This is a genomic window from Agromyces badenianii (genome assembly GCF_003070885.1).
GTDB classification, from domain to species: domain Bacteria; phylum Actinomycetota; class Actinomycetes; order Actinomycetales; family Microbacteriaceae; genus Agromyces; species Agromyces badenianii.
Genome location: NZ_CP028913.1, coordinates 1,071,811 through 1,093,716, shown reverse-complemented (window position 1 = coordinate 1,093,716; position 21,906 = coordinate 1,071,811). Strand labels below are relative to the sequence as shown.

Annotated in this window: 18 protein-coding genes and 1 pseudogene; 3 read left to right on the top strand and 16 right to left on the bottom strand. The window is 70.1% G+C overall.

Annotated elements, in window-relative coordinates; all coding sequences use genetic code 11:
• Window positions 1-60: 60 nt before the first annotated feature.
• The 5 genes from DCE93_RS05190 to truB are packed head-to-tail and all read right to left on the bottom strand — an operon-like array spanning window position 61 to window position 4,013.
• On the bottom strand, window positions 61-1,281 hold the full coding sequence (locus tag DCE93_RS05190; protein WP_108594945.1) for a CynX/NimT family MFS transporter: 1,221 nt from the start codon (window positions 1,279-1,281) through the stop codon (window positions 61-63).
• A gap of 32 nt (window positions 1,282-1,313) precedes the next feature.
• The gene (locus DCE93_RS05185; RefSeq protein WP_108594944.1) at window positions 1,314-2,246 is read right to left on the bottom strand and encodes a bifunctional riboflavin kinase/FAD synthetase; all 933 of its coding nucleotides are present in this window, start codon (window positions 2,244-2,246) and stop codon (window positions 1,314-1,316) included.
• On the bottom strand, window positions 2,243-2,686 hold the full coding sequence (locus DCE93_RS05180; RefSeq protein WP_108594943.1) for a hypothetical protein: 444 nt from the start codon (window positions 2,684-2,686) through the stop codon (window positions 2,243-2,245). The genes DCE93_RS05185 and DCE93_RS05180 overlap by 4 nt, the downstream gene beginning before the upstream one ends.
• 26 nt (window positions 2,687-2,712) lie before the next feature.
• Complete coding sequence (locus tag DCE93_RS05175; RefSeq protein ID WP_108594942.1) at window positions 2,713-3,081, bottom strand: hypothetical protein; 369 nt, start codon at window positions 3,079-3,081, stop codon at window positions 2,713-2,715.
• The gene (gene truB, locus DCE93_RS05170) at window positions 3,078-4,013 is read right to left on the bottom strand and encodes a tRNA pseudouridine(55) synthase TruB (protein WP_420836965.1); all 936 of its coding nucleotides are present in this window, start codon (window positions 4,011-4,013) and stop codon (window positions 3,078-3,080) included. Before truB ends, DCE93_RS05175 begins: the two co-directional genes overlap by 4 nt.
• Before the next feature lie 58 nt (window positions 4,014-4,071).
• Here truB and DCE93_RS05165 point away from each other — a divergent pair, with 58 nt between their 5' ends.
• Window positions 4,072-5,067, top strand: a complete 996-nt coding sequence (locus DCE93_RS05165) for a ketopantoate reductase family protein (RefSeq protein WP_108594940.1) — start codon at window positions 4,072-4,074, stop codon at window positions 5,065-5,067.
• Window positions 5,068-5,129: 62 nt separating this feature from the next.
• Here DCE93_RS05165 and DCE93_RS14755 read toward each other — a convergent pair whose 3' ends face one another.
• On the bottom strand, window positions 5,130-7,265 hold the full coding sequence (locus DCE93_RS14755) for an InlB B-repeat-containing protein (RefSeq protein WP_244284244.1): 2,136 nt from the start codon (window positions 7,263-7,265) through the stop codon (window positions 5,130-5,132).
• Between the two features lie 278 nt (window positions 7,266-7,543).
• Window positions 7,544-8,146: a nucleoside/nucleotide kinase family protein gene (locus DCE93_RS05155; RefSeq protein WP_108594939.1), complete on the bottom strand. Its 603-nt coding sequence runs from the start codon at window positions 8,144-8,146 to the stop codon at window positions 7,544-7,546.
• A gap of 47 nt (window positions 8,147-8,193) precedes the next feature.
• Between DCE93_RS05155 and DCE93_RS05150 the strand changes: the two are divergent.
• Window positions 8,194-9,079, top strand: a pseudogene (locus tag DCE93_RS05150) (HhH-GPD family protein).
• 39 nt (window positions 9,080-9,118) lie between these two features.
• On the opposite strand, the gene rbfA reads toward DCE93_RS05150, so the two are convergent.
• The 6 genes from rbfA to DCE93_RS05120 form a co-directional block, all read right to left on the bottom strand.
• Window positions 9,119-9,628, bottom strand: a complete 510-nt coding sequence (gene rbfA, locus DCE93_RS05145; protein ID WP_108594938.1) for a 30S ribosome-binding factor RbfA — start codon at window positions 9,626-9,628, stop codon at window positions 9,119-9,121.
• Window positions 9,629-9,753: 125 nt separating this feature from the next.
• Window positions 9,754-12,570 (bottom strand): translation initiation factor IF-2, encoded by a 2,817-nt coding sequence (gene infB / locus DCE93_RS05140; protein ID WP_108594937.1) that lies wholly within the window; start codon window positions 12,568-12,570, stop codon window positions 9,754-9,756.
• Between the two features lie 83 nt (window positions 12,571-12,653).
• A complete protein-coding gene (locus DCE93_RS05135; protein WP_108594936.1) occupies window positions 12,654-12,914 on the bottom strand; it encodes a YlxR family protein in 261 nt (86 codons plus the stop codon).
• A 76-nt stretch (window positions 12,915-12,990) separates the two neighbouring features.
• Window positions 12,991-13,989, bottom strand: coding sequence for a transcription termination factor NusA (nusA, locus tag DCE93_RS05130; RefSeq protein ID WP_108594935.1), 999 nt, complete (start codon window positions 13,987-13,989; stop codon window positions 12,991-12,993).
• 229 nt (window positions 13,990-14,218) lie between these two features.
• On the bottom strand, window positions 14,219-16,237 hold the full coding sequence (locus DCE93_RS05125; protein WP_108596602.1) for a PhoX family protein: 2,019 nt from the start codon (window positions 16,235-16,237) through the stop codon (window positions 14,219-14,221).
• Between the two features lie 180 nt (window positions 16,238-16,417).
• Complete coding sequence (locus tag DCE93_RS05120) at window positions 16,418-18,181, bottom strand: proline--tRNA ligase (RefSeq protein WP_205647483.1); 1,764 nt, start codon at window positions 18,179-18,181, stop codon at window positions 16,418-16,420.
• A 40-nt stretch (window positions 18,182-18,221) separates the two neighbouring features.
• Between DCE93_RS05120 and DCE93_RS05115 the strand changes: the two genes are divergently transcribed.
• Window positions 18,222-19,661 (top strand): RNB domain-containing ribonuclease, encoded by a 1,440-nt coding sequence (locus DCE93_RS05115; RefSeq protein ID WP_108594934.1) that lies wholly within the window; start codon window positions 18,222-18,224, stop codon window positions 19,659-19,661.
• A 22-nt stretch (window positions 19,662-19,683) separates the two neighbouring features.
• Here DCE93_RS05115 and DCE93_RS14545 read toward each other — a convergent pair whose 3' ends face one another.
• From DCE93_RS14545 to DCE93_RS05100, 3 genes are all read right to left on the bottom strand, one after another.
• Entirely contained in the window at window positions 19,684-19,842 is a 159-nt protein-coding gene (locus DCE93_RS14545; protein WP_168186167.1) for a hypothetical protein, read from the bottom strand.
• 74 nt (window positions 19,843-19,916) lie between these two features.
• The gene (ispG, locus tag DCE93_RS05105) at window positions 19,917-21,047 is read right to left on the bottom strand and encodes a flavodoxin-dependent (E)-4-hydroxy-3-methylbut-2-enyl-diphosphate synthase (protein ID WP_108594932.1); all 1,131 of its coding nucleotides are present in this window, start codon (window positions 21,045-21,047) and stop codon (window positions 19,917-19,919) included.
• An 87-nt stretch (window positions 21,048-21,134) separates the two neighbouring features.
• Window positions 21,135-21,677, bottom strand: a complete 543-nt coding sequence (locus DCE93_RS05100; protein WP_168186166.1) for a hypothetical protein — start codon at window positions 21,675-21,677, stop codon at window positions 21,135-21,137.
• Window positions 21,678-21,906: the final 229 nt, after the last annotated feature.

Genomic DNA, 21,906 nt, shown 5'->3' with positions numbered 1-21,906 from the left:
GTAGCAGATGCTGCTCATATGAGCAGGCGAGCGGCGGTCGGCGCTCAGGACGAACCGCGCTCACTCCTCGCGAGAACGCTCGTCTTCGAAGAACCGGGGCCGCGCGACGACGGCGCCCGCGATCGCCGCGGGCACCGCAGAGGCGAGGAGGAAGAGCAGGGGCCACGTCCACCCTCCCGACCACTCGTGCAGGAGCCCTACGAGGAGTGGCCCGAAGGCAACGATCACGTAGCCGACGGACTGCACGAACCCGGAGAGCGCGACGGCCCCGGAGTGGGTTCTCGTGCGGAGGTTGATGAGCACGAGCGCGAGCGGGAACGTCAGCGGGCCGATGCCGGCGAGCGCAACCCAGAGCCACGTCGCCCAGCCCGGAACGACGAGCAGCCCCAGATAGCCGATGAGGAAGGTCACGACGGCGATGCCGATGAGCAATCGCACCTTGCCGAATCTGGCCGCGATGAGCGGCACGAACAGCCCCGCGGGCAGGCCCATCGCCGCGTACAGCGAGAGCAGCGCGCCGGCCTCGGCCGGCGAGACGCCCGCGATGTCGTGCAGGATCGTCGGAAGCCAGGCGAACGCCGCATACGCATTGAACCCCGACACGGCGAAGACGATGGTGAGCGCCCACGCGAGCGGGGAGCGCAGGGCGTCTCGGAGCTGACCGCGGTCGGCCCCCTCGGGCAGCGCCGCAGGCGCCCGGCGCCCGGGATGCAGCAGCATCGCGACCCACGGCACGAGCGAGATCGCCGCGAGGAGCGCCCACTCGCCGAGCGAGACGCGCCAGCCCGCGGCATCCGCCACCGGCACCGCGATGAGCGGCGGCAGGAACGCGCCGATCGACATCGCCGTCACGTAGATCGTCGTCAGGAGGCCGATGCGATCGGGGAAGTAGCGTTTCACGAGCGGCGGCAGCAGCACGTTGCCGACCCCGATCGCCGCGAAGACGAGGGCGGATGCCGCCACGAGCCAGAGCGCCGAGCCCGCGAGGCCGCGGCCGGCGAGTCCGAGCGACAGGGCGACGAGCGCGCCGATGAGGGTCACCTCGAGCCCGAGACGCTTCGCGACCATCGGCGTCAGGATGCCGAAGAGCGCGTAGCAGAGCGGCGGCAGCATGCCGAGGAAGCCCACGATCGCCGGAGCGAGCGGGAGCTCGGCTTCGAGCTGACCGAGGATCGGCGAAAGCGATGCCACCGCGCTGCGGAGGTTGAACGCGACGAGCACGATGCCGACGAGGGCGAGGGTGCGCCCCGCCCACAGCGGCCGGGGCGGGAACGACGTCATTCCGTCGAGTCTAGATGCGGCGGACGAACGGATCAGCCGGCGAGGATGCCGCGCGAACGCTCCACGTCGTCGCGGATCGTGTCGATCAGCGCCTCGATGCTCGTGAACGCCACCATGCCGCGGATGCGCTCGACGAACTCGACGTCGACGAGGTGGTCGTAGAGGTCGAGCTCGCGGTCGAGCACGTATGCCTCGACCTGCTTCTTGGCCACGCCCTCGAAGGTCGGATTGTCGCCGACCGAGATCGCGGCGGGGTACCGCGTGCCCGCGTCGGTGAGCCAGCCGGCGTACACGCCGTCGGCTGGGATGAGCCCCTCGGACTCGGGCGTGAGGTTCGCCGTCGGGAACCCGAGCTCCCGGCCGCGAGCGGCGCCGTGCACGACGAGGCCCGACACCGTCGGCGTGTGGCCGAGCAACTCGGTCGCCCGTCGCACGTCGCCCTCGGCGAGCAGCTCGCGGATCCACGTCGAGGAGACCCGCCGCTCCCCCGCGGGCCGCACGTCGTCGACGACCTCGACGGAGAAGCCGAACTTCGCGCCGAGCTCCACGAGCAGCGGCACATCGCCGGCGCCGCGGGCACCGTAGCGGAAGTCGCTGCCGACGAGCACGGCCTTCGCATCGAGGCCGTCGACCAGCACGCGCTCGACGAACTCGGTGGCGGGCACCGAGGCGAGCGCCCGGTCGAACGGCAGCATCAGGGTCGCATCGACCCCGGTCGTGGCGAGCAGCTCGAGCTTCTGGCGCACGCTCACGAGCTCTTCGGGGCACTTCTCGGGTGCGAGCAGGGCGAGCGGGTTGCGGTCGAACGTGACGACGATCGTCGAGAGCCGGCGCTCATCGGCGAGTCGCCTGGCATGCTCGATCACCGCGCGGTGCCCCCGGTGCACGCCGTCGAACTTGCCGATCGTGACGACCGACGGCCCGATGCCGGCGGGCACGGCGCCCAGCCCCTTGAAGGTCTTCACGAGGCATCCGCCCGCGACGCCGGCCGGTGCCCGGCCAACCACCACATGCCGAGCACGGGAAGCACGAGCGGGATGAACAGGTAGCCGCGACCGAACCACGACCACACCGTGTCGTGCGGGAAGAGCTCGGGGAAGACGACGCTCAGCACGCCGATGACGACGACCCCCGTGAACTCGAACACGATCGTCGCCCACGCGACGCGGTACCAGGCGATGCCCGGACGGATTAGGGCGATGGTCGCCACGACGTAGACGACCGCCGCGAGGGCCGACAGCGAATAGGCCAGGGGCGCCTCATCGAACTTCGAGGCGATCTGCACGAACGAGCGGCCGATCGCCGCGAGCGCGAGCACGCCGTAGACGGCCACCAGCACACGCCCGATGCCGCTCATCCGCCGGCCCTGTTGCGCTTCTGGCTGGGCACTCCGCACGTCACTCATGTCGTTCGATTCTCTCAGACCCGTGCTCACGCCTGCTGCACGGTCCAGATCTGCAGCATGCGGTACACCATCACGCCGACGGCGAGGGCCGCGACGCCGAGGATGACGGTCGACCACCGGTTGCGCTCGAGCAGCGCCCAGAACGCCGCCGCGGGCGGCAGGAGCAGCGCTCCGACGAGATAGGTGTAGAACTCCAGCGTGCTTCCGGTCGGCTCGTTGCCGAACGCCGGAGCCGCGATCGCCACCACGAGCTGGGCGACGAGCAGCACCTCGACGAGGGCGAGCGCGCCGATCGTGAGGTCGTTCGGCACCCGCCCGGCGAGGCCGAGCGCGATGCAGAGCAGCCCGGCGGCGACCGCGACGGCGAGCTGCACCCACGTGAACCACTCGATCATGCGTCGTCCTCCTGCGACTCGGCGGGCGGGAATCCGGTGACGACCTTCAGTTGCCGGCCGCGCGGCTCGACGATCGCGATCAGCCGGTCGTCGGGAGCCACTGCGGCGAGCACCGGTGACATCGGCGCGGCGGCGTTGGATGCCTCGAGCCCGCCGATCGCCGCGACGTCGACTCGCTTGCCGTGCCCGAGATCGACGGCCTGCTGCTCGGTGAGCGTCACGACGGGCAGGGCCCGGCGCGCGGCATCCGTCGGGGTCATGATCGACTTCGCGACGTCGAATCCCTCGAGCTCGCCCGCCTCGCCGACCTCGAACCGGCCGATGCGCGTACGACGCAGCGCGGTCAGGTGGCCGCCGGTGCCGAGCGCCGCGCCGAGGTCCCGGGCGAGGGCGCGAACATAGGTGCCCGAGGAGCACTCGACGCGCACATCGATGTCGAGGTGGCCGTCGCCGGCGCGGAACGCGAGCGGCTCGAACGCCGAGACCGTGACCCGGCGTGCCGCGAGTTCGACCGTCTCACCGTCGCGCACCCGCTGATACGCCCGCTTGCCGGCGACCTTCACGGCGCTGACCGCGCTCGGCACCTGAGAGATCTCGCCGGTGAGCGGCGAGATGGCCGCGAGCACCGCGTCGTCGGTCACGGCGGCGACGGCATCGGCGGGGGCCGCCTCGAGCGGCTCGCCCTCGGCGTCGTCGGTCGTCGTGTTCCAGCCGAGGCGGATCGTGGCGAGGTACTCCTTGTCGAGTCCCACCAGGTAGTGCAGCAGGCGCGTGGCACCGTTCACCCCGAGGATGAGGAGCCCGGTGGCCATCGGGTCGAGCGTGCCCGCGTGCCCGATCTTGCGGGTGCCGGCGAGGCGGCGCATGCGCGAGACCACGTCGTGGCTCGTGATTCCCTGCGGCTTGTCGACGAGGAGGATGCCGCTGTTCACGCCGTACAGGCTAACAGCCGTGCACCGCCGGCCCGCGCCGCGCGCCTACGCTGGAGCGGTGAGGATCGGCATCATCGGCGCGGGTGCGCTCGGCGGCACGTTCGCCGCACTGCTCGCGCGGGCAGGGCACGACGTCGAGGTCACGGCCCGCGGCGCGGGCCTCGAGGCGATCCGGGCATCGGGCATCCGGCTCAGCGGGGCCTACGGCGACGTGCACGCGCGGGTCGCGGCCGGCGAGCGGCTCACGGCCGCGCCCGAGCTCGTGCTCGTGTGCACGAAGGCGCAAGACGCGGCATCCGCCATCGAATCGAACGCCGAGCTCATCGACGGCGCACCGGTCGTCGTCGTGCAGAACGGCCTCGACGGGGTCGCCACCGCCGCGCGCCTGCTCCCCCGGTCATCGTGCATGGGAGTGCTGTCGATCATCGCCGCCAACTACACCGAGCCCGGCGTCGTGCGCATCACCACGCCCGCGACGAGCTACCTCGGCCGCGGCGACGGTCCGGCCGACGCCGAGTGCACGCGCATCGCGGCGCTGCTCTCCGAGGCCGTTCCGGTCGTCGCGATCGGCGGCTTCCGCGGCGCCCAGTGGACCAAGCTCGTGGTGAACATGCTGAACGCGGTGCCCGCGATCGTCGGCCGCAGCGTGCAGGAGGTCGTCGACGATCGACGACTTCGACGCGTCGTCACCGCCTCGATGCGCGAGACGGTGCGCATCGGCATCGCGCGCGGCGTGCGCTTCGGCGCCCTCCAGGGGCTCGGCGACCGCCGGCTGCGGCTCTTCGCCCGCGTGCCGCTCACGCTCGGCCAGGTGCTGCCCTGGCTCATGCGGGTGCGCATGGGCGGCGTGCCGAACCTCGGGTCCACCCAGCAGAGCCTGCGCCGCGGGCAGCCGACCGAGGTGGACTTCCTGAACGGGGCCGTGGTGCGCGAGGCATCCGTCGCCGGTCTCGACGCCCCCGTGAACCGGGCGCTCACGGCGCTCGTGCACGAGGTCGAGCAGCGAGCGGCTTCGCTGCCGGCCGAGCGCGTGCTCGCCGACGTTCCGGTCTGAGCAGCTGACACGACGAAGGGGGCCCGGCGAACCGGGCCCCCTTCGGAGCAGCTCGGCGGACGCTACGAGCGCTTGCGGCGGATCCGGGCGATCACGAGGAACGCGATGCCGGCGAGCACGATGACGCCCGCGACGATCGCGATCGTCGTGCCCGTGAAGCCGGTGCTCGCGAGCCCAGGGCCGTTCGACGCGGTCGGCGTGCTGCCCGCGCCGCCCGAGCCCTTCGGCGCGGTGGCGCACTCGGGTGCGGCCTTCGGGTACGAGATCGCCACGGTGGCCTCGGGGTTCACGACGATCTTCGCCTCGGTGACGGTGCGGGTCCAGGCGAAGTTGTCGTCGACCTCGATCCACTGGCCGCCGACGAGCGCCCAGCCCGGCCAGCCGTTTGCCTTGCCGTCGGCGTCGACCGAGGCACCGGGCCACAACACCTTGCCGTCGAGCTTGCCGTCGACGAGGTCGCCGAGCGTGATCGTGTGAGTGTTGGTGCCGTCGGTCAGCACGAGCGACGCGGTGTTGGTCGCGTTCGTCGACTGCTTGTCGGGGTCGATGAGCTCGACGTCGTAGTAGATCCACGGCGAGTCTGCCTCGCAGACGCCGGTGGCGACCGTGCCGCTCAGGGTCGGCTCGAAGCAGGCGGTGTCGGAGTACGCGAACGTCCAGGTGAACGGGCCGCCCGTGGCGAACGTGTAGCCCGGCTTGGCCGTGGCGGTCACCGTGATGACGCCACCTGCCCGCACGGAGTTCCATTCGATCGTTTCAGTGTCGGTCGGAACCAGCACCTTCTCGTTCTCGGGACCGCACGTGTCGGAGAACGTCGGTTCACCGACGAGCGGGATCACGCAGGGGCTGTCGTCGATGGTGAACGTCCACATCGTGTTCGCATCCGGGGGGAAGGCCGAGCCCGGCTTCGCCGTCGCGGTGACGGTGATCTTGCCGTCGAGCTCCTTCGAACTCCACGCGATCGTGTCGGTGTCGGTCGGAAGTGTGAGCTTCTCGTTGTCGGGACCGCACGTGTCGGTGAAGGTGGGAGCTCCCACGACCTCGACGATGCACGGCTTGTCGTCGATCTTGTACGTCCACTCGGTCCTCGCGTTCGCGGGGAACGCGTAGCCCGGCTTCGCGGTCGCCGTCACCGTGATGACGCCGCCCTCCTCCGAAGAGGCCCAGGCGATCTCGCTGGTGCTCGGGGGCACGGTCAGCGTCTCGTTGTCCGGGCCGCATGTGTCCGAGAACGTCGGAGCGCCGACGACCTCGATGACGCAGGGTGCGTCGTCGACGGGGAACGCCCAGGTCTTGGTCGGTCCCTCGGCGAAGACGAACCCCTTCTTCGCCGTCGCGGTCACCGTGACGACACCGCCTGCTTTGGCAGACGTCCACGCGACCTTGTCGGTGTCGGCAGGAAGGGCGACTGTCTCGTTGTCGGGGCCGCAGACGTCTTTCACCGAGGGCACGGCCTCGACGGTGACGATGCAGGGTTCGTCGGTGAAGGCGAACTCGAACGTCTTCGTGGTCTTTCCGTCGATAAACTCATAGCCGGGCTTCGTCGTGGCGGTCGCCGTCGCCGAGCCGTTGACGACCGGCGTGATCGTCCACTCCACGCCGGTCGTCGGCGCCGGCGGCACGATGCGGTCGCTCGCGGTGCCACAGAGGTCCTGCTTCACCGGCGAGGCGGCAACCGGGAGTTTCGTGGGCGTCTTCGCACAATTGCCCGTGAGGCCCTCGATGCGACCGTCGGAGCCCTTGCCGAACTTGTCGGCCCAGCTCGTGTAGGCGTAGACCCAGGGTCCGTTGCCCTTCGTAGCGCCGGGCAGCGTGTCGGTGCCGAGCACGATCGTCTTGTTGCCGGTCGTGGTGATCGGGCCGCGATCCATGCCGTTCGCGTTCTTGGGAGTGCCTTCGAACGAGGTGCGGCCGACGCGCCACTTCGTCGTGCCCGTGTTGCCACTCGACACGTTCGACAGCTTCAGCGTGTAGGTCACGTTGTACAGGCCCGAGGCGGTGTCGCACTCGACGGTTGCCTTCAGGTCACCGGTGTGCGCGCTTGCTGGCGCGGCGACGCCGACGAGGGCGAGGCCCGCGCCGAGCGCGAGCGAGGTGAGGATCGCCGCGATGCGGCGGAACGGGCTTGATGACGACCATCGCACACGGGTGCGTGCATCGCCGGTGGCGTGCGCCGGAGCGGTGCCGGGCTTGCTCATTCGGGTTTTCTCCATCGGTCGGGCCCGGCTGGGTCGACGAAACCGATGGGTGACAGATGGCGCAGTCAGGGCGCGCAACAGAGTCGACGGGCACGGTCGTGCTCGTCGACTGACGTCGGGTATTTCGGGTGGTGCGATCGGGTTCGCGGAGCCGGGGGGCTGGCAATTTCACCATTATGTCCCCTCAACGGAGGACTCGTCACGGAATATTCACTCCGAGTTCGGATTGGCCCCCATTCGGGGGTCAGATGACTGAATCTCGAGGCGCGGCGACGCGGTCAGCAGCTGTCGAAGAACCGGCGCCGGGGATGCCCGGGGTCGCGATTGTCGACGACGATGGATGCCACGAGGCGCGGGTCGCTCTCGGCGTACGCGATCTCGTCTGCAGGGTCGACCGGGTCGCCGTCCAAGGCGATCCGCACATCCCAGAGGTCGGCCAGCCGCGGCCGCAGCAGGAACCGGCCGTCGATCACGAGAATCGCATCGTCGGGTCCGGTGCTCCACTTGGGCTCGACCCAGGTGTCGCGGGTCGGGTCGAAGACGCGGGTCACGAACGCGGTCGAACCGCCGAGGCGGAACGGCTCGACGAGCACCCGGCGCAACGCCGACTCATCGAAGCCGTAGCGGTGATAGCGCGCCGGCGTATCCTCACCGAACGCGGCCTGCGCCTCGCGCGAGCGATGGAAGCCCTCCATGCTCGCGCGGAACACTGCGTGGTCGCGTTCTTCGAGCACGGCGGCCAAGTCGTCGCCGAACGCTGTCTTGCCGCTCTGCAGCGGCCCGTCGATCGCGACGATCATGCGTCCGCGACCGTGGTGCTGCAAGATCTCATCCGCGATCGAGCGGAGGAACGTGACCCGAGGCGTCGTGACAAGCCGCATGCCATGAGCCTAGCTCCGAGGCATCCGCACCGCCGTAGGCTGGACTGATGCCCCGGACCCCACCCGATGCGCTCGCGAGCGCGGTCATCGATTGGTTCGCGGATGCCGCGCGGCCGCTGCCGTGGCGTGCAGCAGAGGTGTCGCCGTGGGCCGTGCTGGTCAGCGAGTTCATGCTGCAGCAGACGCAGGTCGCGCGCGTGGTTCCTCGGTGGGAGGCGTGGATCGAGCGCTGGCCGACCCCGGCCGCACTCGCCGCCGAACCACCGTCGGAGGCCGTGCGTGCATGGGATCGGCTGGGGTACCCGCGCCGGGCGCTGTGGTTGCACCGCGCCGCCGTCGAGATCGTCGAGCGGCACGGCGGCGAGGTGCCAGCCGACCTCGATGCCCTGCTCGCACTGCAGGGCGTCGGACCGTACACGGCGCGTGCCGTCGCGGCCTTCGCCTTCGGGGTGCGGGTGCCCGTGGTCGACACGAACACTCGCAGAGTGATCGCTCGCGCGGTCGCCGGCCAGGCCGAGCCCGGCTCGCCTTCGACGGCGCGACCTCGCCGCGATGTCGGCGCTGCTCCCCCGTGACGACGTCGCGGCGCGGGCATTCAATGCCGGCGCGATGGAGCTCGGCGCGACGATCTGCACCGCGCGGGCACCGCGCTGCGAGGCGTGCCCGATCGCGGCGAAGTGCGCCTGGCGAGCCGCGGGGTATCCCGCCTTCAGCGGCGTGAAGCGAGCCGGGCAGGCCCGGTTCGAGGGCTCAGATCGGCAGGTGCGCGGGCTCGTGATGCGCGAGCTTCGGGCCGCGCATCGACCCGTGTCACGATCGGAGCTCGCGCCGCTCTGTGCGGATGCCGCCCAACTCGATCGAGCCGTCGCGACCCTCGTCGCCGATGGGCTCGCGGTGCACGAGAACGACGGATACCGCTTGCCCGAGGCGTGACCCGCTCAGGCGGTCGCGACGCCGTTCGGCGTCAACCGCTCAGCGCGCGAGACCCGACTCGTCGCCGGTCTCGACGCGCGAACCAACCGCGTCGTCGTCGTCGAGCAGTTCGTCGCCCGCCTCGTCGAATTCGCGCGGCTTGACGTACGGGTCCGCCTCGCCGGCGTACTCGGCCGACGCGGCGAGCTCGGCCGTCTCGGCGTCGCGCGTCTGCGCTTCGCGAAGGAGCGCGCCGATGTGCTCGGCGTTCTCGGGGATCGCGTCGGCGATGAACTCGAGCGACGGCGTGAGTCGAGCCGTGATGTTGCGCCCGACCTCGCTGCGGAGCATCCCCGTCGCAGCCTTCAGGGCCTTGGCGGAGTCTTCGCGCTCTTCATCGGTGCCGTAGACCGTGTAGAAGATGCTGGCGTGCTGCAGGTCACCCGTGACACGCACGTCGGTGATCGTGACGAACCCGAGCCGAGGGTCGCGCAGGCCCTTGTCGAGCCGCTTCGCCACGATCTCCTTGATGCGATCGGCCATCTTCCTGGCCCGTGCCGGATCCGCCATGTCCTCTGCCCTTCTCTCGACCCGTGCCGGCTGACGCCGGACGGGTCACGATCTCTTCCTGAGTGAATCGGGGCGGGGTCCCGTCTCTTCGCTCAGGAAGAGACGGGACCCCGGCCCTCGAGCACCTAGGCGCGGGGCTTCTCCCGCATCTCGATGGTCTCGATCTCGTCGCCGACCTGGATGTCGTTGAACTTGCCGAGGCCGATGCCCGCCTCGAAGTCCGTGCGGACCTCGGTGACGTCGTCCTTGAAGCGGCGCAGCGACTCGATCGCGAGGTTGTCGCCGACGACGACGCCATCGCGGATGACGCGAGCCTTGGCGTTGCGCGTGATCGTTCCCGATCGCACGATGACACCGGCGATGTTGCCGAACTTCGAGGAGCGGAACACCTCGCGGATCTCGGCGACACCCGACTGCACCTCTTCGAACTCGGGCTTCAGCATGCCCTTCAGCGAGTTCTCGATGTCGTCGATCGCGTTGTAGATGACCGAGTAGAAGCGCACGTCGACACCCTCGCGGGCAGCACGCTCGCGAGCCTTGACGTCGGGGCGCACGTTGAACCCGATGACGATCGCATTGTCGATCGTCGCGAGGTCGATGTCGCTCTCGGTGACGGCACCCACACCGCGGTGGAGGATGCGCAGCTGCACGCTGTCATCGACCTCGATCTTCATGAGCGACTCCTCGAGCGCCTCGACGGCACCCGACACGTCACCCTTGATGATGAGGTTGAGCGCCTCGACCTTGCCCTCTTCGAGCGCACGGGTGAAGTCCTCGAGCGAGATGCGCTTGCGCGCCTTGGCCAGCTGCGCGTTGCGCTGGGCCGCTTCGCGCTTCTCGGCGATCTGGCGTGCCGTGCGGTCGTCCTCGGTGACGAGGAAGGTGTCGCCGGCGCGCGGGACCGTCGAGAGGCCCTGCACCTGCACCGGGCGCGACGGCGTGGCTTCGAGCACGGCATCGCCGTTCTCGTCGGCCATCGCACGAACGCGGCCGTAGGCCGTGCCCGCGACGATCGCGTCGCCGACCCGCAGGGTGCCCGACTGGATGAGCACGGTCGCAACCGCACCGCGACCCTTGTCGAGCTTCGCCTCGATGGCGACGCCGCGGGCGTCCTTGTCGGGGTTCGCACGCAGGTCGAGACCGGCGTCGGCGGTCAGCAGCACTGCATCGAGCAGGTCTTGGATGCCGATGTTCTCGCGAGCCGACACGTCGACGAACATGACGTCGCCGCCGTACTCCTCGGCCACGAGCCCGAACTCGGTGAGCTGCTGGCGCACCTTGGCCGGGTTGGCGTCGGGCTTGTCGATCTTGTTCACCGCGACCACGATCGGCACGTTCGCCGACTGGGCGTGGTTCAGCGCTTCGACCGTCTGCGGCATGATGCCGTCGTCGGCCGCGACCACGAGGATCGCGATGTCGGTCACCTGCGCACCACGGGCACGCATGGCGGTGAACGCCTCGTGGCCCGGGGTGTCGATGAACGTGATCGCCCGGTCGATGCCCTCGTGCTCGGTGTGCACCTGGTACGCACCGATGTGCTGGGTGATGCCGCCGGCCTCGCCTGCGACGACGTTCGCGTTGCGGATCGCGTCGAGGAGTCGGGTCTTACCGTGGTCGACGTGACCCATGACGGTCACGACCGGAGGACGCTGCTGCAGGTCTTCGTCTGTCTCGTCCTCGAGCTCCTGGTCGAGGTCGATCGCGAAGCCCTCGAGGAGCTCGCGGTCTTCGTCTTCGGGCGAGACGACCTGGATCTTGTAGCCGAGCTCTTCGCCGAGCACCTGGAAGGTGGCCTCGTCGAGCGACTCGGTCGCCGTCGCCATCTCACCGAGGTGGAACAGCACGGTCACGAGCGAACCGGGGTTCGCGTCGATCTTGTCGGCGAAGTCAGAGATCGAGGAGCCGCGACGCAGACGGATGACGGTGTTGCCATCGCCGCGGGGAACGCTCACGCCGCCGAGCGACGGGGCCTCCCGCATCTCGAATTCCGCCCGCTTCGTGCGCTTCGACTTGCGCGACTTGCTCTTGCCGCCACCGCGACCGAACGCACCGGCCGTGCCGCCGCCGGGGCCGCGACCACGACCGCCACCGCCCGCGGGACGCGGGCCGCCGAAGCCGCCGCCAGGTGCGCCGCCGGGGCGCTGGAAACCGCCGCCGGCTCCGCCGGGACGTGCGCCTGCACCGCCACCGGCACCGGCACCGCCGGGACGCTGGAAGCCGCCGCCAGGACGACCGCCGGCACCTGCCGGGCGCGGGGCACCGGGGCGCGGCGAACCGGGACGCGGGGCCTGCGGGCGCGGGATGTTGCCGGGGCTCGGGCGCTGGCCCATGCCCTGCGCACTCGAGAACGGGTTGTTGCCCGGGCGCGGCTGAGCGGGGCGCGAGCCCATGCCCTGCGAGCTCGAGAAGGGGTTGTTGCCGGGGCGCGGCGTACCGCCGCCGCCGCCGCCGGGACGCGGGGCGCCGGGGCGGGGAGCCGCGGCACCGGGCTTCGGACCACCGGCGGGCTTGGCCACGTCGGCCTCGGTCGACGCCGCCGGGGCGTCCGTCGACTTCTCGGCCGCGGCCTGTGCTGCGCGCTCTTCGGCCTGGGCCTGACGCTCGGCCACGGTCAGCACCGGCGCTTCGGCGACCGGAGCCTCGGTGACCTCGGCGGCGGCGGGAGCCGCAGGAGCGGCCGGGGCCGCCGGGCGCTTCGGAGCCGGCTTCGGGCCGGGCTTGGCCCCGGATGCCGCCGCGGCGGGGGCCGGAGCGGCGGGAGCTGCCGCCGAGGCGGCACCTGCGGCCTCGAGCGCCGCCTTCAGGCGACGGGCGACGGGGGGTTCGATGGACGACGAGGGTCCCTTGACGTACTCGCCCATCTCCTTGAGCTTCTCAAGGGCGATCTTGCTGTCGACACCGAGTTCGGATGCGATCTCGTGTACGCGTGGTTTGGCAGCCACTTCTCTCCTGTTCCGGGTCCGACCCCGGACAGGGGCAGACCATCAATGACGGACGGGTCTCATTTCGAGCCGCTCATGAGTCGTTACTCATTAGTGATCACGCCGTTCAGCCTGTTCTCTACGTTGCTGGTGTCCACCTCGCCGCGGATGCGGAGTGCACGCCCGAAGGCGCGTCGCCGCACAGCGAGCCGGTAGCACTCGAGTGACGGATGCAGCCACGCACCCCTGCCCGGAAGCACAGCCGAATCATCTGCGATGACGTGGGAGTTCTGGGCGACGACCCTCAGAAGTGAGGACCGCGAGGCACGCGAACGGCATCCGATGCACGTTCTGACGGGTTCCATCTTACACTCTGCGCTGTTCGTGCGCCGACGGCGGCGGTTCGGCGACCGGCCGACGCCCGTTCGGCGGCCCTTCGGCTCAGTCCGCCTCGAGGACCGAGTCGGGCTGGATGTCGATCTTCGCGCCCGTCAACTTCGCCGCGAGGCGGGCGTTCTGGCCCTCCTTGCCGATGGCGAGCGAGAGCTGGTAGTCGGGAACGAGGGCGCGCACGGCTCGTGTCGCCTCGTCGATCACGAATGCGCTCGTGACCTTCGCGGGGCTCAGCGCACTGGCCACGAATGTGGCGAGGTCGTCGTTCCAGTCGACGATGTCGATCTTCTCGGCACCGAGCTCGGCGGTCACGGCACGCACGCGCTGGCCGAGCTCGCCGATCGCGGCGCCCTTCGCGTTCACGCCGGGCTGCGTGGCGCGCACGGCGATCTTGGTGCGGTGGCCGGCCTCGCGGGCGAGCGAGACGATCTCGACGACGCCCGAGGCGATCTCGGGCACTTCGAGCGCGAAGAGCTTGCGCACGAGCGCCGGGTGGGTACGGGAGACGGTGATCGACGGACCCTTCAGGCCCTTGGCCACGCTCGTCACGTAGACGCGGATGCGCTGACCGTGCAGGTACTCCTCGCCGGGCACCTGCTCTTCGGGCGGCAGGATCGCCTCGACCGTGCCGAGGTCGATGTGCACCATTCGAGGGTTCGGCCCCTGCTGGATCACGCCGGCGACGATGTCGCCCTCGCGCCCGCGGAACTCGCCGAGCACCGCGTCGTCGGCGATGTCGCGCAGTCGCTGGTTGATGACCTGCTTCGCAGCGAATGCCGCGATGCGTCCGAAATCGCTCGGGGAGTCCTCGGCCTCGCCGATGACGTTGCCCTCGTCATCGAGTTCGGGAACGTACACCGAGACGTGGCCGGTCTTGCGATCGAGGTGTGCCCGCGCACCCTCGGGGTTCGCGTGCCCGTGCTGGTCGGGATGGGTGTGCTTCAAGTAGGCCATGAGGATGGCCTGCTCGATGATCTCCACCAGTTCGTCGAATGGGATCTCTTTCTCGCGCTCCATCATCCGCAGCACGCTGAGGTCGATATCCATAACCCGGCCTCCTCTATTCAGCTCTCACGCCGCTTCCTCTCGGAGCGGACCGTCTCTACGCTACCGGATGTCGCGGTGCCGGTCATCCGCCGCGGGACGCCGTCGGCAGCGGGGCGACGAAGTGTCGGGTGTGGTGAAGCGGTGCATCCAGATCATTCGGGGCCTGAGCGCCCGGCACGACGAAGCGGGCGACGGATGCTCCGGCATCCCTCGCCCGCTTCGTCAGCTCTCAGCCGCGCCAGACCTGCACGACCGACGGCCGCGGGGCCGCCACGAGCCCGCTCTCGGGCCGGTGCGACGGCACGTAGTCGGGGAAGTACGAGGTCTGTGCGGCGACCGTGCCGTTCTCCCCGGGGTGCTGCACGGCGACGTAGACCATGCTCTCCTGATCGTGGATGATCGGACCGCAGGTCTCCCCGTCGCGAGGAACCGAGAGGAACTGCTGCACGTGGCCGCGCTCGGGCCCCTCGAGCGGCACCTTGAACAGGCCGTCGTTGTACCCGATCTTGCTCGGTGCCCCATCGGTCGAGATCCAGAGGTTGCCCACGGAGTCGAACGCGACGTTGTCGGGGCAGGAGATCGGCGAGACGAGCTCCTTCGGGAAGCCGGCGAAGTAGGTGTTCTGGTCGACCGCCGGGTCGCCGCAGAGCAGCAGGATACTCCAGCCGAACGTCGTTCCCGACTGGCCGCCGGTCTCGGTCATCTCGATGATGTGACCGTTGCGGTTGCCGGTGACGGGGTTGGCCTCGTCGACGTTCGCCGCGGTGCGCGACGAGTTGTTCGTGAGCGCCAGGTAGACCTTTCGCGTCTTCGGGTTCGGCTCGACGTCTTCGGGGCGGTCCATCTTCGTCGCGCCGACCTTGTCTGCGGCGAGGCGGGTGAAGACGAGCACCTCCTCGGTCGTCATGCCGGGGATGACGCTCTGCCCGCCCTGCGTGAGCGGGATCCACTGGCCGGTACCGTCGAAGAGTCCGTCGGCCGGCAGCGCGCCCGTGCCGACGATCTCGGCGGCCGGCGAGTTGCCCGTGAACTTCGCGACGTAGAGGTCGCCTTCGCTGAGCAGGCCGAGGTTCTTGCGGCGTGCCACCGGCGTGTGGCGCGGGTCGAAGACGCCCTTCGAGACGAACTTGTAGAGGTAGTCGTTCGCCTGGTCGTCACCCATGTACGCGATGGCCCGGCCGTCTTCGGCGATGATGACGTTGGCGCCCTCGTGCTTGAACCGGCCCATGGCGGTGTGCTTGCGCGGCGTCGACGTCGGGTCTTCGGGGTCGATCTCGACGATCCAGCCGAAGCGGTTCGGCTCGTTCACGAATCCGGCGTCGTGGGCGTTGAACCGCGGGTCGATGCGCTCGAACGTGTACGTCGACTTCGCGCTCGGCGTGGCGCGGTACCGCTTCTGGCCGGCCGTGCTCGCGGCCCAGGCGAAGTAGCCGTCGAAGTTCTCCTCGCCCGACAGCACGGTGCCCCACGGCGTCGTGCCGCCCGCGCAGTTGCCGAGCGTGCCCTTGATCCACCGGCCCTCGGGGTCTTCCGCGGTCTTCAGGAGCGCGCTGCCCGCCGCGGGGCCGGTCGCCTCGAACACGGTGTCGGCGGTGATCCGGCGGTTGCGACGGCCGTCGACCAGGTAGCGCCAGGGCTGGCCGATCTTGCTGCGGCGGAGTTCGACCACCGAGAAGCCGTGTGCGGCCTTGGAGATCGCGGCACGGCGGTCGAGCTCGGCGGCGTCGTCGGACGGCGGGAACATGATGCCGGGGTTCACGTACTCGTGATTGCTCGCGAGCACGGCGGTGCGCCCGCTGCGGTCGGCGATGACGTCGATGTAGTCGCAGTTGTACCCGAACTGACCCGCCTGCGCCTCGGCCGTCTGGTTGCCGAAGTCGAGGGCCGGAACGCCCGAGAAGAGCGGGTCGCCCCAGCGGATGATCGGCTTCCAGGAGTAGCCGGCGGGCACGTTGAAGTCGTCGACCAGCATCGGCACGGGAGCGATCGGGTCGAAGCTCAGTCCGCCGTTCGCGAACCCGGCGCCGGGAGCCGCGATCGCGGAGCCGCTCGGGGTCGCCGCCGCGAGTGCGATTCCGACGGCGCCCGCAGCACCGAGGCCGAGCAGCGCACGGCGCGTCAGTGCGGCCGAGGCGATGTCACGGAAGCTGGGGTTGTCGGAGGTGTTGCACTCCGGTCCGAGGCATGCGTTTCCGCACTTGAAGTGGCAGGTGACGGGCGAACGCTTGCCTCGCGCGTGGTCGGCCATCGGGAACAACTGGATGTCGGTGATCGTCACGGATCGTCCTCACGCTCGTGGTCGGGGTTCCACGAGCACAATGCCCGGGGAACCCGTCGCGACACATGATGAGGAGTGAACGAGATGTGAATGCGTCGAGAACCGTCGGCGCTCCGGCGCCGATCGGCGCCGGAGCATCCACTGAACGGCTCAGCCGAGCGCTGCGACGACCTCGGCGATCGGCACCTGGGTGCGATCGCCGCTCGCACGATCCCAGACCTCGACGATGCCGTCGGCCACGCCTCGGCCGGCGATCACGATCTTCGGGATGCCGATGAGTTCGGCGTCGCCGAACTTCACGCCCGGCGAGACCTTCGGGCGGTCGTCGTAGAGCACGTCGAATCCGGATGCCTCGAGCGCATCCACGATCGTCTCGGCCGCGTCGAACACCGCCTGGTCTTTGCCGGTCGCGAGTACGTGCACGTCGAACGGCGCAACCGCCGGCGGCCAGACGAGGCCCTTGTCGTCGTTGTTGTCCTCGGCGATGATCGCGAGGATGCGGGTGACGCCGATGCCGTAGGAGCCCATCGTGACCGTGGCGAGCTTGCCGTTCTCGTCGAGCACCTTGAGGCCGAGCGCCTCGGCGTACTTGCGCCCCAGCTGGAACACGTGACCGATCTCCATGCCGCGGGCGAGCTCGACCGGGCCGGAGCCGTCGGGTGCGGGGTCGCCGGCGCGCACGTTCGCCGCCTCGACCGTGCCGTCGGCCACGAAGTCGCGGCCGGCCACGAGCCCGAAGACGTGCTGCTGGTCGACATTCGCGCCCGTGATCCACTCGGTGCCGTCGACGACCCGGGGGTCGACGAGGTAGCGGATGCCGGTGGCCGACTCGGCGCCGAGCACGGCGCCGCCGTCGGACCAGGGCCCGATGTACCCCTTCACGAGTCCGGGGTGCTTGGCGAAGTCGGCGTCGGTGGCGGGCTCGACCTCGCCGGGCGCGAACGCGACCTCGACGCGCTTCATCTCGACGTCGCGATCGCCGGGCAGCCCGATGACGACGACCTCGCGCGTGCCGTCGGGCTGGGTGACGGCGAGCACGACGTTCTTCAGCGTGTCGACTGCGGTCCACGCGCGACCGTCGGGCCGCGGGTACTCGGCGTTCGCGAGGTCGACGAGGGTGGCGATCGTCGGCGTGTTCGGCGAGTCGAGCACGACGGGAGCCGGGAGCCCGTCGAACGGGATCGACTCGGGCACGATCGTCTCGAACGCCTCGACGTTCGCCGCGTAGCCCCCGGCGGAACGCACGAAGGTGTCTTCGCCGACGGGGGTCGGATGCAGGAACTCCTCGCTCTTCGAACCGCCCATCGCACCGGCGTCCGCCTTGACGATCACGTACTCGAGGCCGAGCCGCGCGAAGATGCGCTCGTAGGCGTCGCGCTGGGCCTGGTAGCTCGCGTCGAGCCCCTCGTCGGAGGCATCGAACGAGTAGGCGTCCTTCATCGTGAACTCGCGGCCGCGCAGGAGCCCGGCGCGCGGCCGTGCCTCGTCGCGGTACTTGTCTTGGATCTGGTAGATCGCCAGCGGCAGGTCTTTGTACGAGTTGTAGAGGTCTTTCACGAGCAGCGTGAACGCCTCTTCGTGCGTCGGCGCGAGCAGGTAGTCGGCGCCCTTGCGGTCCTGCAGGCGGAACAGCGCGTCGCCGTACTCGGTCCAGCGGCCCGTGACCTCGTAGGGTTCGCGCGGCAGCAGCGCCGGGAAGTGCACCTCATGCGCGCCCGCGGCCGTCATCTCTTCACGGATGATCGCCTCGATCTTCGCCTTCACGCGCAGCCCCAGCGGCAGCCACGCGAAGACGCCTGGCGCCTGGCGCCGGATGTAGCCGGCGCGCACGAGCAGGCGATGGCTCGTGACCTCGGCGTCGGCGGGGTCTTCGCGGAGCGTACGGAGGAAGTAGTTCGTCAGGCGTGTGGGCACCAGATGATTCTAGTTCGGGCGCTCGCCCTAGGCTTGGCGCATGCCAGGCCGTCGAGCCCACGTCGCCGCATCACTCGCGCAGAGCGAGCTCGCCGCAGCGCTCGCCGAGCTCCGGGCCGCCCTCGAGCTGCCCGCGGAGTTCCCCGCCGACGCCGACGCCGAGGCATCCGCGATGCTCGCCCCCACTCCCCCGCCCGAAGTCGACCTGCGCGAGATCGAGTTCCTCACGATCGACCCGCCCGGTTCGACCGACCTCGACCAGGCGCTGCACCTCACGCGACGCTCCGGCGGGTTCCTGGTGCACTACGCGATCGCGGATGTCCCGGGCTGGGTGCGCCCCGACGGGGCCGTCGACCGCGAGGCCCGGCGCCGGGGCCAGACGCTGTACGCGGCCGACGGGCGGGTGCCGCTGCATCCGCTCGTGCTGAGCGAGGATCGGGCCTCGCTCCTGCCCGGCGCCGATCGGAGCGCGTTCGTCTGGTCGTTCGACCTCGACGAGACCGGAACGGTGACCGGCACGCGGCTGGTGCGAGCTGCCGTGCGATCACGCGAGCAACTCAGCTACGGCGAGGCTCAGGCCCGCATCGATGCGGGCGACGGCGACTCCTCGCTCGCGCTCCTCCGCGAGGTCGGGGTGCTGCGCATCGAACTCGAGCGAGCGCGCGGCGGCGCGAGCCTCAACGCCCCCGACGAGGAGATCGTGCGCACGCCCGACGGCGGCTATGCGCTCGAGCGGCGCCATCCGCTGCCGGTCGAGCAATGGAATGCCCAACTCTCGCTGATGACGGGCATGGCCGCGGCGGAGCTCATGATCGCCGGCCGCATCGGCATCCTCCGCACCATGCCGAAGCCGAGCGCGGAACGCATCGACGCGTTCCGCACGCAGACCCGCGCACTCGGCCGGCCCTGGCCGGACACGCTCTCGTACGGCGAGTACCTGCGCGGGCTCGACCGTGACGATCCGGCATCCCTCGCGGTGATGCAGGTGGCGTCGGGACTCTTCCGCGGTGCCGGGTACGTCGCGCTCGACGGCACGGTTCCGCCCGACCCGATGCAATCGGCGCTCGCGGCGCCCTACGCACACGTCACCGCGCCCCTGCGTCGCCTCGTCGACCGGTGGGGGCTCGCCGTGTGCGAAGCGATCTGCGCCGGTCGCGAAGTGCCCGCGTGGGCGCGTTCATCCCTCGCCGAGCTGCCGTCGCTCATGGGCGCGTCGTCGCAGCGCGCGAGTCAGCTCGACGCGGCGTCCGTGGCTCGGGTGGAGGCCGCGGTGCTGCACGGACATGTGGGAGAGCGGTTCACCGCGACGGTGCTCGAGGTGCGCGGTGATTCGGCCGTGATCCAGCTCGTCGAGCCGGCGGTGTCGGCCACCTGCCCGGCACCGCACGGCATCCGGGCGGGCACGGAGCTCGAGGTCGTGCTGGAGGCCGCCGACATCCGCGCGGGCACGGTGACCTTCCGGGCGGCCACCGCCGCCTGACGGCCGGCTCCGGTGCGAAGGGTCAGACGCCCTCGACGTCTTCCTCTTCGTCGAGTGCGAACTCCTCGAGGTCCTCTTCCGCCGCCGTCGCGGCATCGTCGGTGCCCTCGTGCAGGGTGCCCATGCCGTCGGGATATCCCGCCGTGTCCGGGTACTCGAACTCGCTGCCGTCGCCGCTCATCGCGGTCTCCTCTCGCGATCGGATGCCACGGGGCATCCGTTGCCGCCCACCCTACGCTCGGGCGGCGCTCGCGACTACGGGGTCAGCACCTCGGGGGTGCCGATCGGGGCATCCGCCCCCATCTCGTCGGCGATGCGGTTGGCCTCTTCGATGAGGGTCGCGACGATCTCGGACTCGGGCACGGTCTTGATGACCTCGCCCTTCACGAAGATCTGGCCCTTGCCATTGCCGGATGCCACGCCGAGGTCGGCCTCGCGTGCCTCGCCCGGGCCGTTGACGACGCAGCCCATGACGGCGACGCGCAGCGGCACGGTCATGCCCTCGAGTCCGTCGGTGACGTCGTTCGCGAGCTTGTAGACATCGACCTGGGCGCGACCGCACGACGGGCATGAGACGATCTCGAGCTTGCGCTCGCGGAGGTTCAGCGACTGCAAGATCTGGAGGCCCACCTTGACCTCTTCGACGGGCGGGGCCGACAAGGAGACGCGGATGGTGTCTCCGATGCCCTCGCCGAGCAGGATGCCGAACGCGGTTGCCGACTTGATCGTGCCCTGGAAGGCCGGCCCGGCCTCGGTGACGCCGAGGTGCAGGGGCCAGTCGCCGCGCTCGGCGAGCAGCCGGTAGGCCTTCACCATGACGATGGGGTCGTTGTGCTTCACCGAGATCTTGAAGTCGTGGAAGTCGTGCTCCTCGAAGAGACTCGCCTCCCACACGGCCGACTCGACGAGCGCCTCGGGAGTCGCCTTGCCGTATTTCTCGAGCAGACGCGGGTCGAGCGAGCCGGCGTTGACGCCGATGCGCAGGCTGACGTCGGCGGCCTTCGCCGCCGCCGCGATCTCGCCGACCTTGTCGTCGAACTTGCGGATGTTGCCCGGGTTCACGCGCACCGCGGCGCAACCGGCGTCGATCGCCTGGAACACGTAGTTCGGCTGGAAGTGGATATCGGCGATCACCGGGATCTGGCTCTTCTTCGCGATGATCGGCAGCGCCTCGGCGTCGTCGCGGCTCGGAACGGCGACGCGCACGATGTCGCAGCCCGACGCCGTGAGCTCGGCGATCTGCTGCAACGTCGCGTTGATGTTCGTCGTCGGCGTCGTCGTCATCGACTGCACGCTCACCTGAGCACCACCACCGACGAGCACCTTGCCCACCTTGATCTGGCGGGACTTGCGTCGCGGGGCCAGTACCTCAGGGACTTTGGGCATTCCGAGATTCACAGCAGGCACGACTCGAGTCTACGTCCGTGCGAGTGGCCGGGGGTCGCGAAGCGGATGTCTCAGCACGCTTTCGCACTACGCGCAGCCGTCGGCGAGCATGACGGGCGCGCCGAGCCATTTCACGGCCGAGCCGTCGTCGGTGGGCGTTGCGACGACGGTCGCCGTCTCCGGCTGACCATCGGGACGAGCGAAATCGAGAGTTTCGATCGGGGTCCCGATGCACGTCCAGAGATTCGCATCGAACACCGGGTCACCGGCAAGCGACGACCACGGGTCCGCAGCGTGGAATCCCTGTTCAGTGGTGAGATCTAGGCCGTGCGCGCTCGGCCCGTCGAAGTACACGGCGAATCGCGGCCAGACGTAGTCGAGGTCGCCGTCGGCGCGCCGTTCCTCGTCGTAGAACCGCTCGTCGAGCACGAAGTCGTCCCACGCATGGGATACGCCCGGGGGCGTGTGGTTCGTTCCGGCGTACGGCTCGTCGACCGGCGGTGCGTCGAACAGATCCGTCAGCACGGCGATCGCTTCGGCAGGCGACGACATGTAGTCGAGTGCAGCCACGGTTCCGCCCTCGGCGGCGCGGAGCTCGAGTGCCTGCGGGCGAGCGACAAGGGCCACCACCTGGGCCATTGGATCCGGAGTCGGCGTCGGGGTCGCCGTCGGCGTCGGGCTGGCGGTGGTGGTCGGGGTCGGCGTGGGTGACGGCGAAGGTCCGAAGCATCCGCTCAGTGCAGCGGTCATCGTGAGGGCCAGTGCGGCGAGACTCCATCGGGCCAAGGTCGGTCGGGTCATCGTCGGTGCACGGGTCCTCTCGATCCTGATGGTGTGCGACAAGTATCGGGCACTCCGC

What these genes read in the sequence shown, in the direction of transcription:
- DCE93_RS05190 (WP_108594945.1), bottom strand. Translation starts at nt 1,281, where the DNA reads ATGACGTCGTTCCCGCCCCGGCCGCTGTGGGCGGGGCGCACCCTCGCC.
- DCE93_RS05180 (WP_108594943.1), bottom strand. Translation starts at nt 2,686, where the DNA reads ATGAGTGACGTGCGGAGTGCCCAGCCAGAAGCGCAACAGGGCCGGCGG.
- DCE93_RS05175 (WP_108594942.1), bottom strand. Translation starts at nt 3,081, where the DNA reads ATGATCGAGTGGTTCACGTGGGTGCAGCTCGCCGTCGCGGTCGCCGCC.
- DCE93_RS14755 (WP_244284244.1), bottom strand. Translation starts at nt 7,265, where the DNA reads ATGAGCAAGCCCGGCACCGCTCCGGCGCACGCCACCGGCGATGCACGC.
- DCE93_RS05155 (WP_108594939.1), bottom strand. Translation starts at nt 8,146, where the DNA reads ATGCGGCTTGTCACGACGCCTCGGGTCACGTTCCTCCGCTCGATCGCG.
- rbfA (WP_108594938.1), bottom strand. Translation starts at nt 9,628, where the DNA reads ATGGCGGATCCGGCACGGGCCAGGAAGATGGCCGATCGCATCAAGGAG.
- DCE93_RS05135 (WP_108594936.1), bottom strand. Translation starts at nt 12,914, where the DNA reads ATGGAACCCGTCAGAACGTGCATCGGATGCCGTTCGCGTGCCTCGCGG.
- nusA (WP_108594935.1), bottom strand. Translation starts at nt 13,989, where the DNA reads ATGGATATCGACCTCAGCGTGCTGCGGATGATGGAGCGCGAGAAAGAG.
- DCE93_RS05125 (WP_108596602.1), bottom strand. Translation starts at nt 16,237, where the DNA reads ATGGCCGACCACGCGCGAGGCAAGCGTTCGCCCGTCACCTGCCACTTC.
- DCE93_RS05115 (WP_108594934.1), top strand. Translation starts at nt 18,222, where the DNA reads ATGCCAGGCCGTCGAGCCCACGTCGCCGCATCACTCGCGCAGAGCGAG.
- DCE93_RS14545 (WP_168186167.1), bottom strand. Translation starts at nt 19,842, where the DNA reads ATGAGCGGCGACGGCAGCGAGTTCGAGTACCCGGACACGGCGGGATAT.
- ispG (WP_108594932.1), bottom strand. Translation starts at nt 21,047, where the DNA reads ATGCCCAAAGTCCCTGAGGTACTGGCCCCGCGACGCAAGTCCCGCCAG.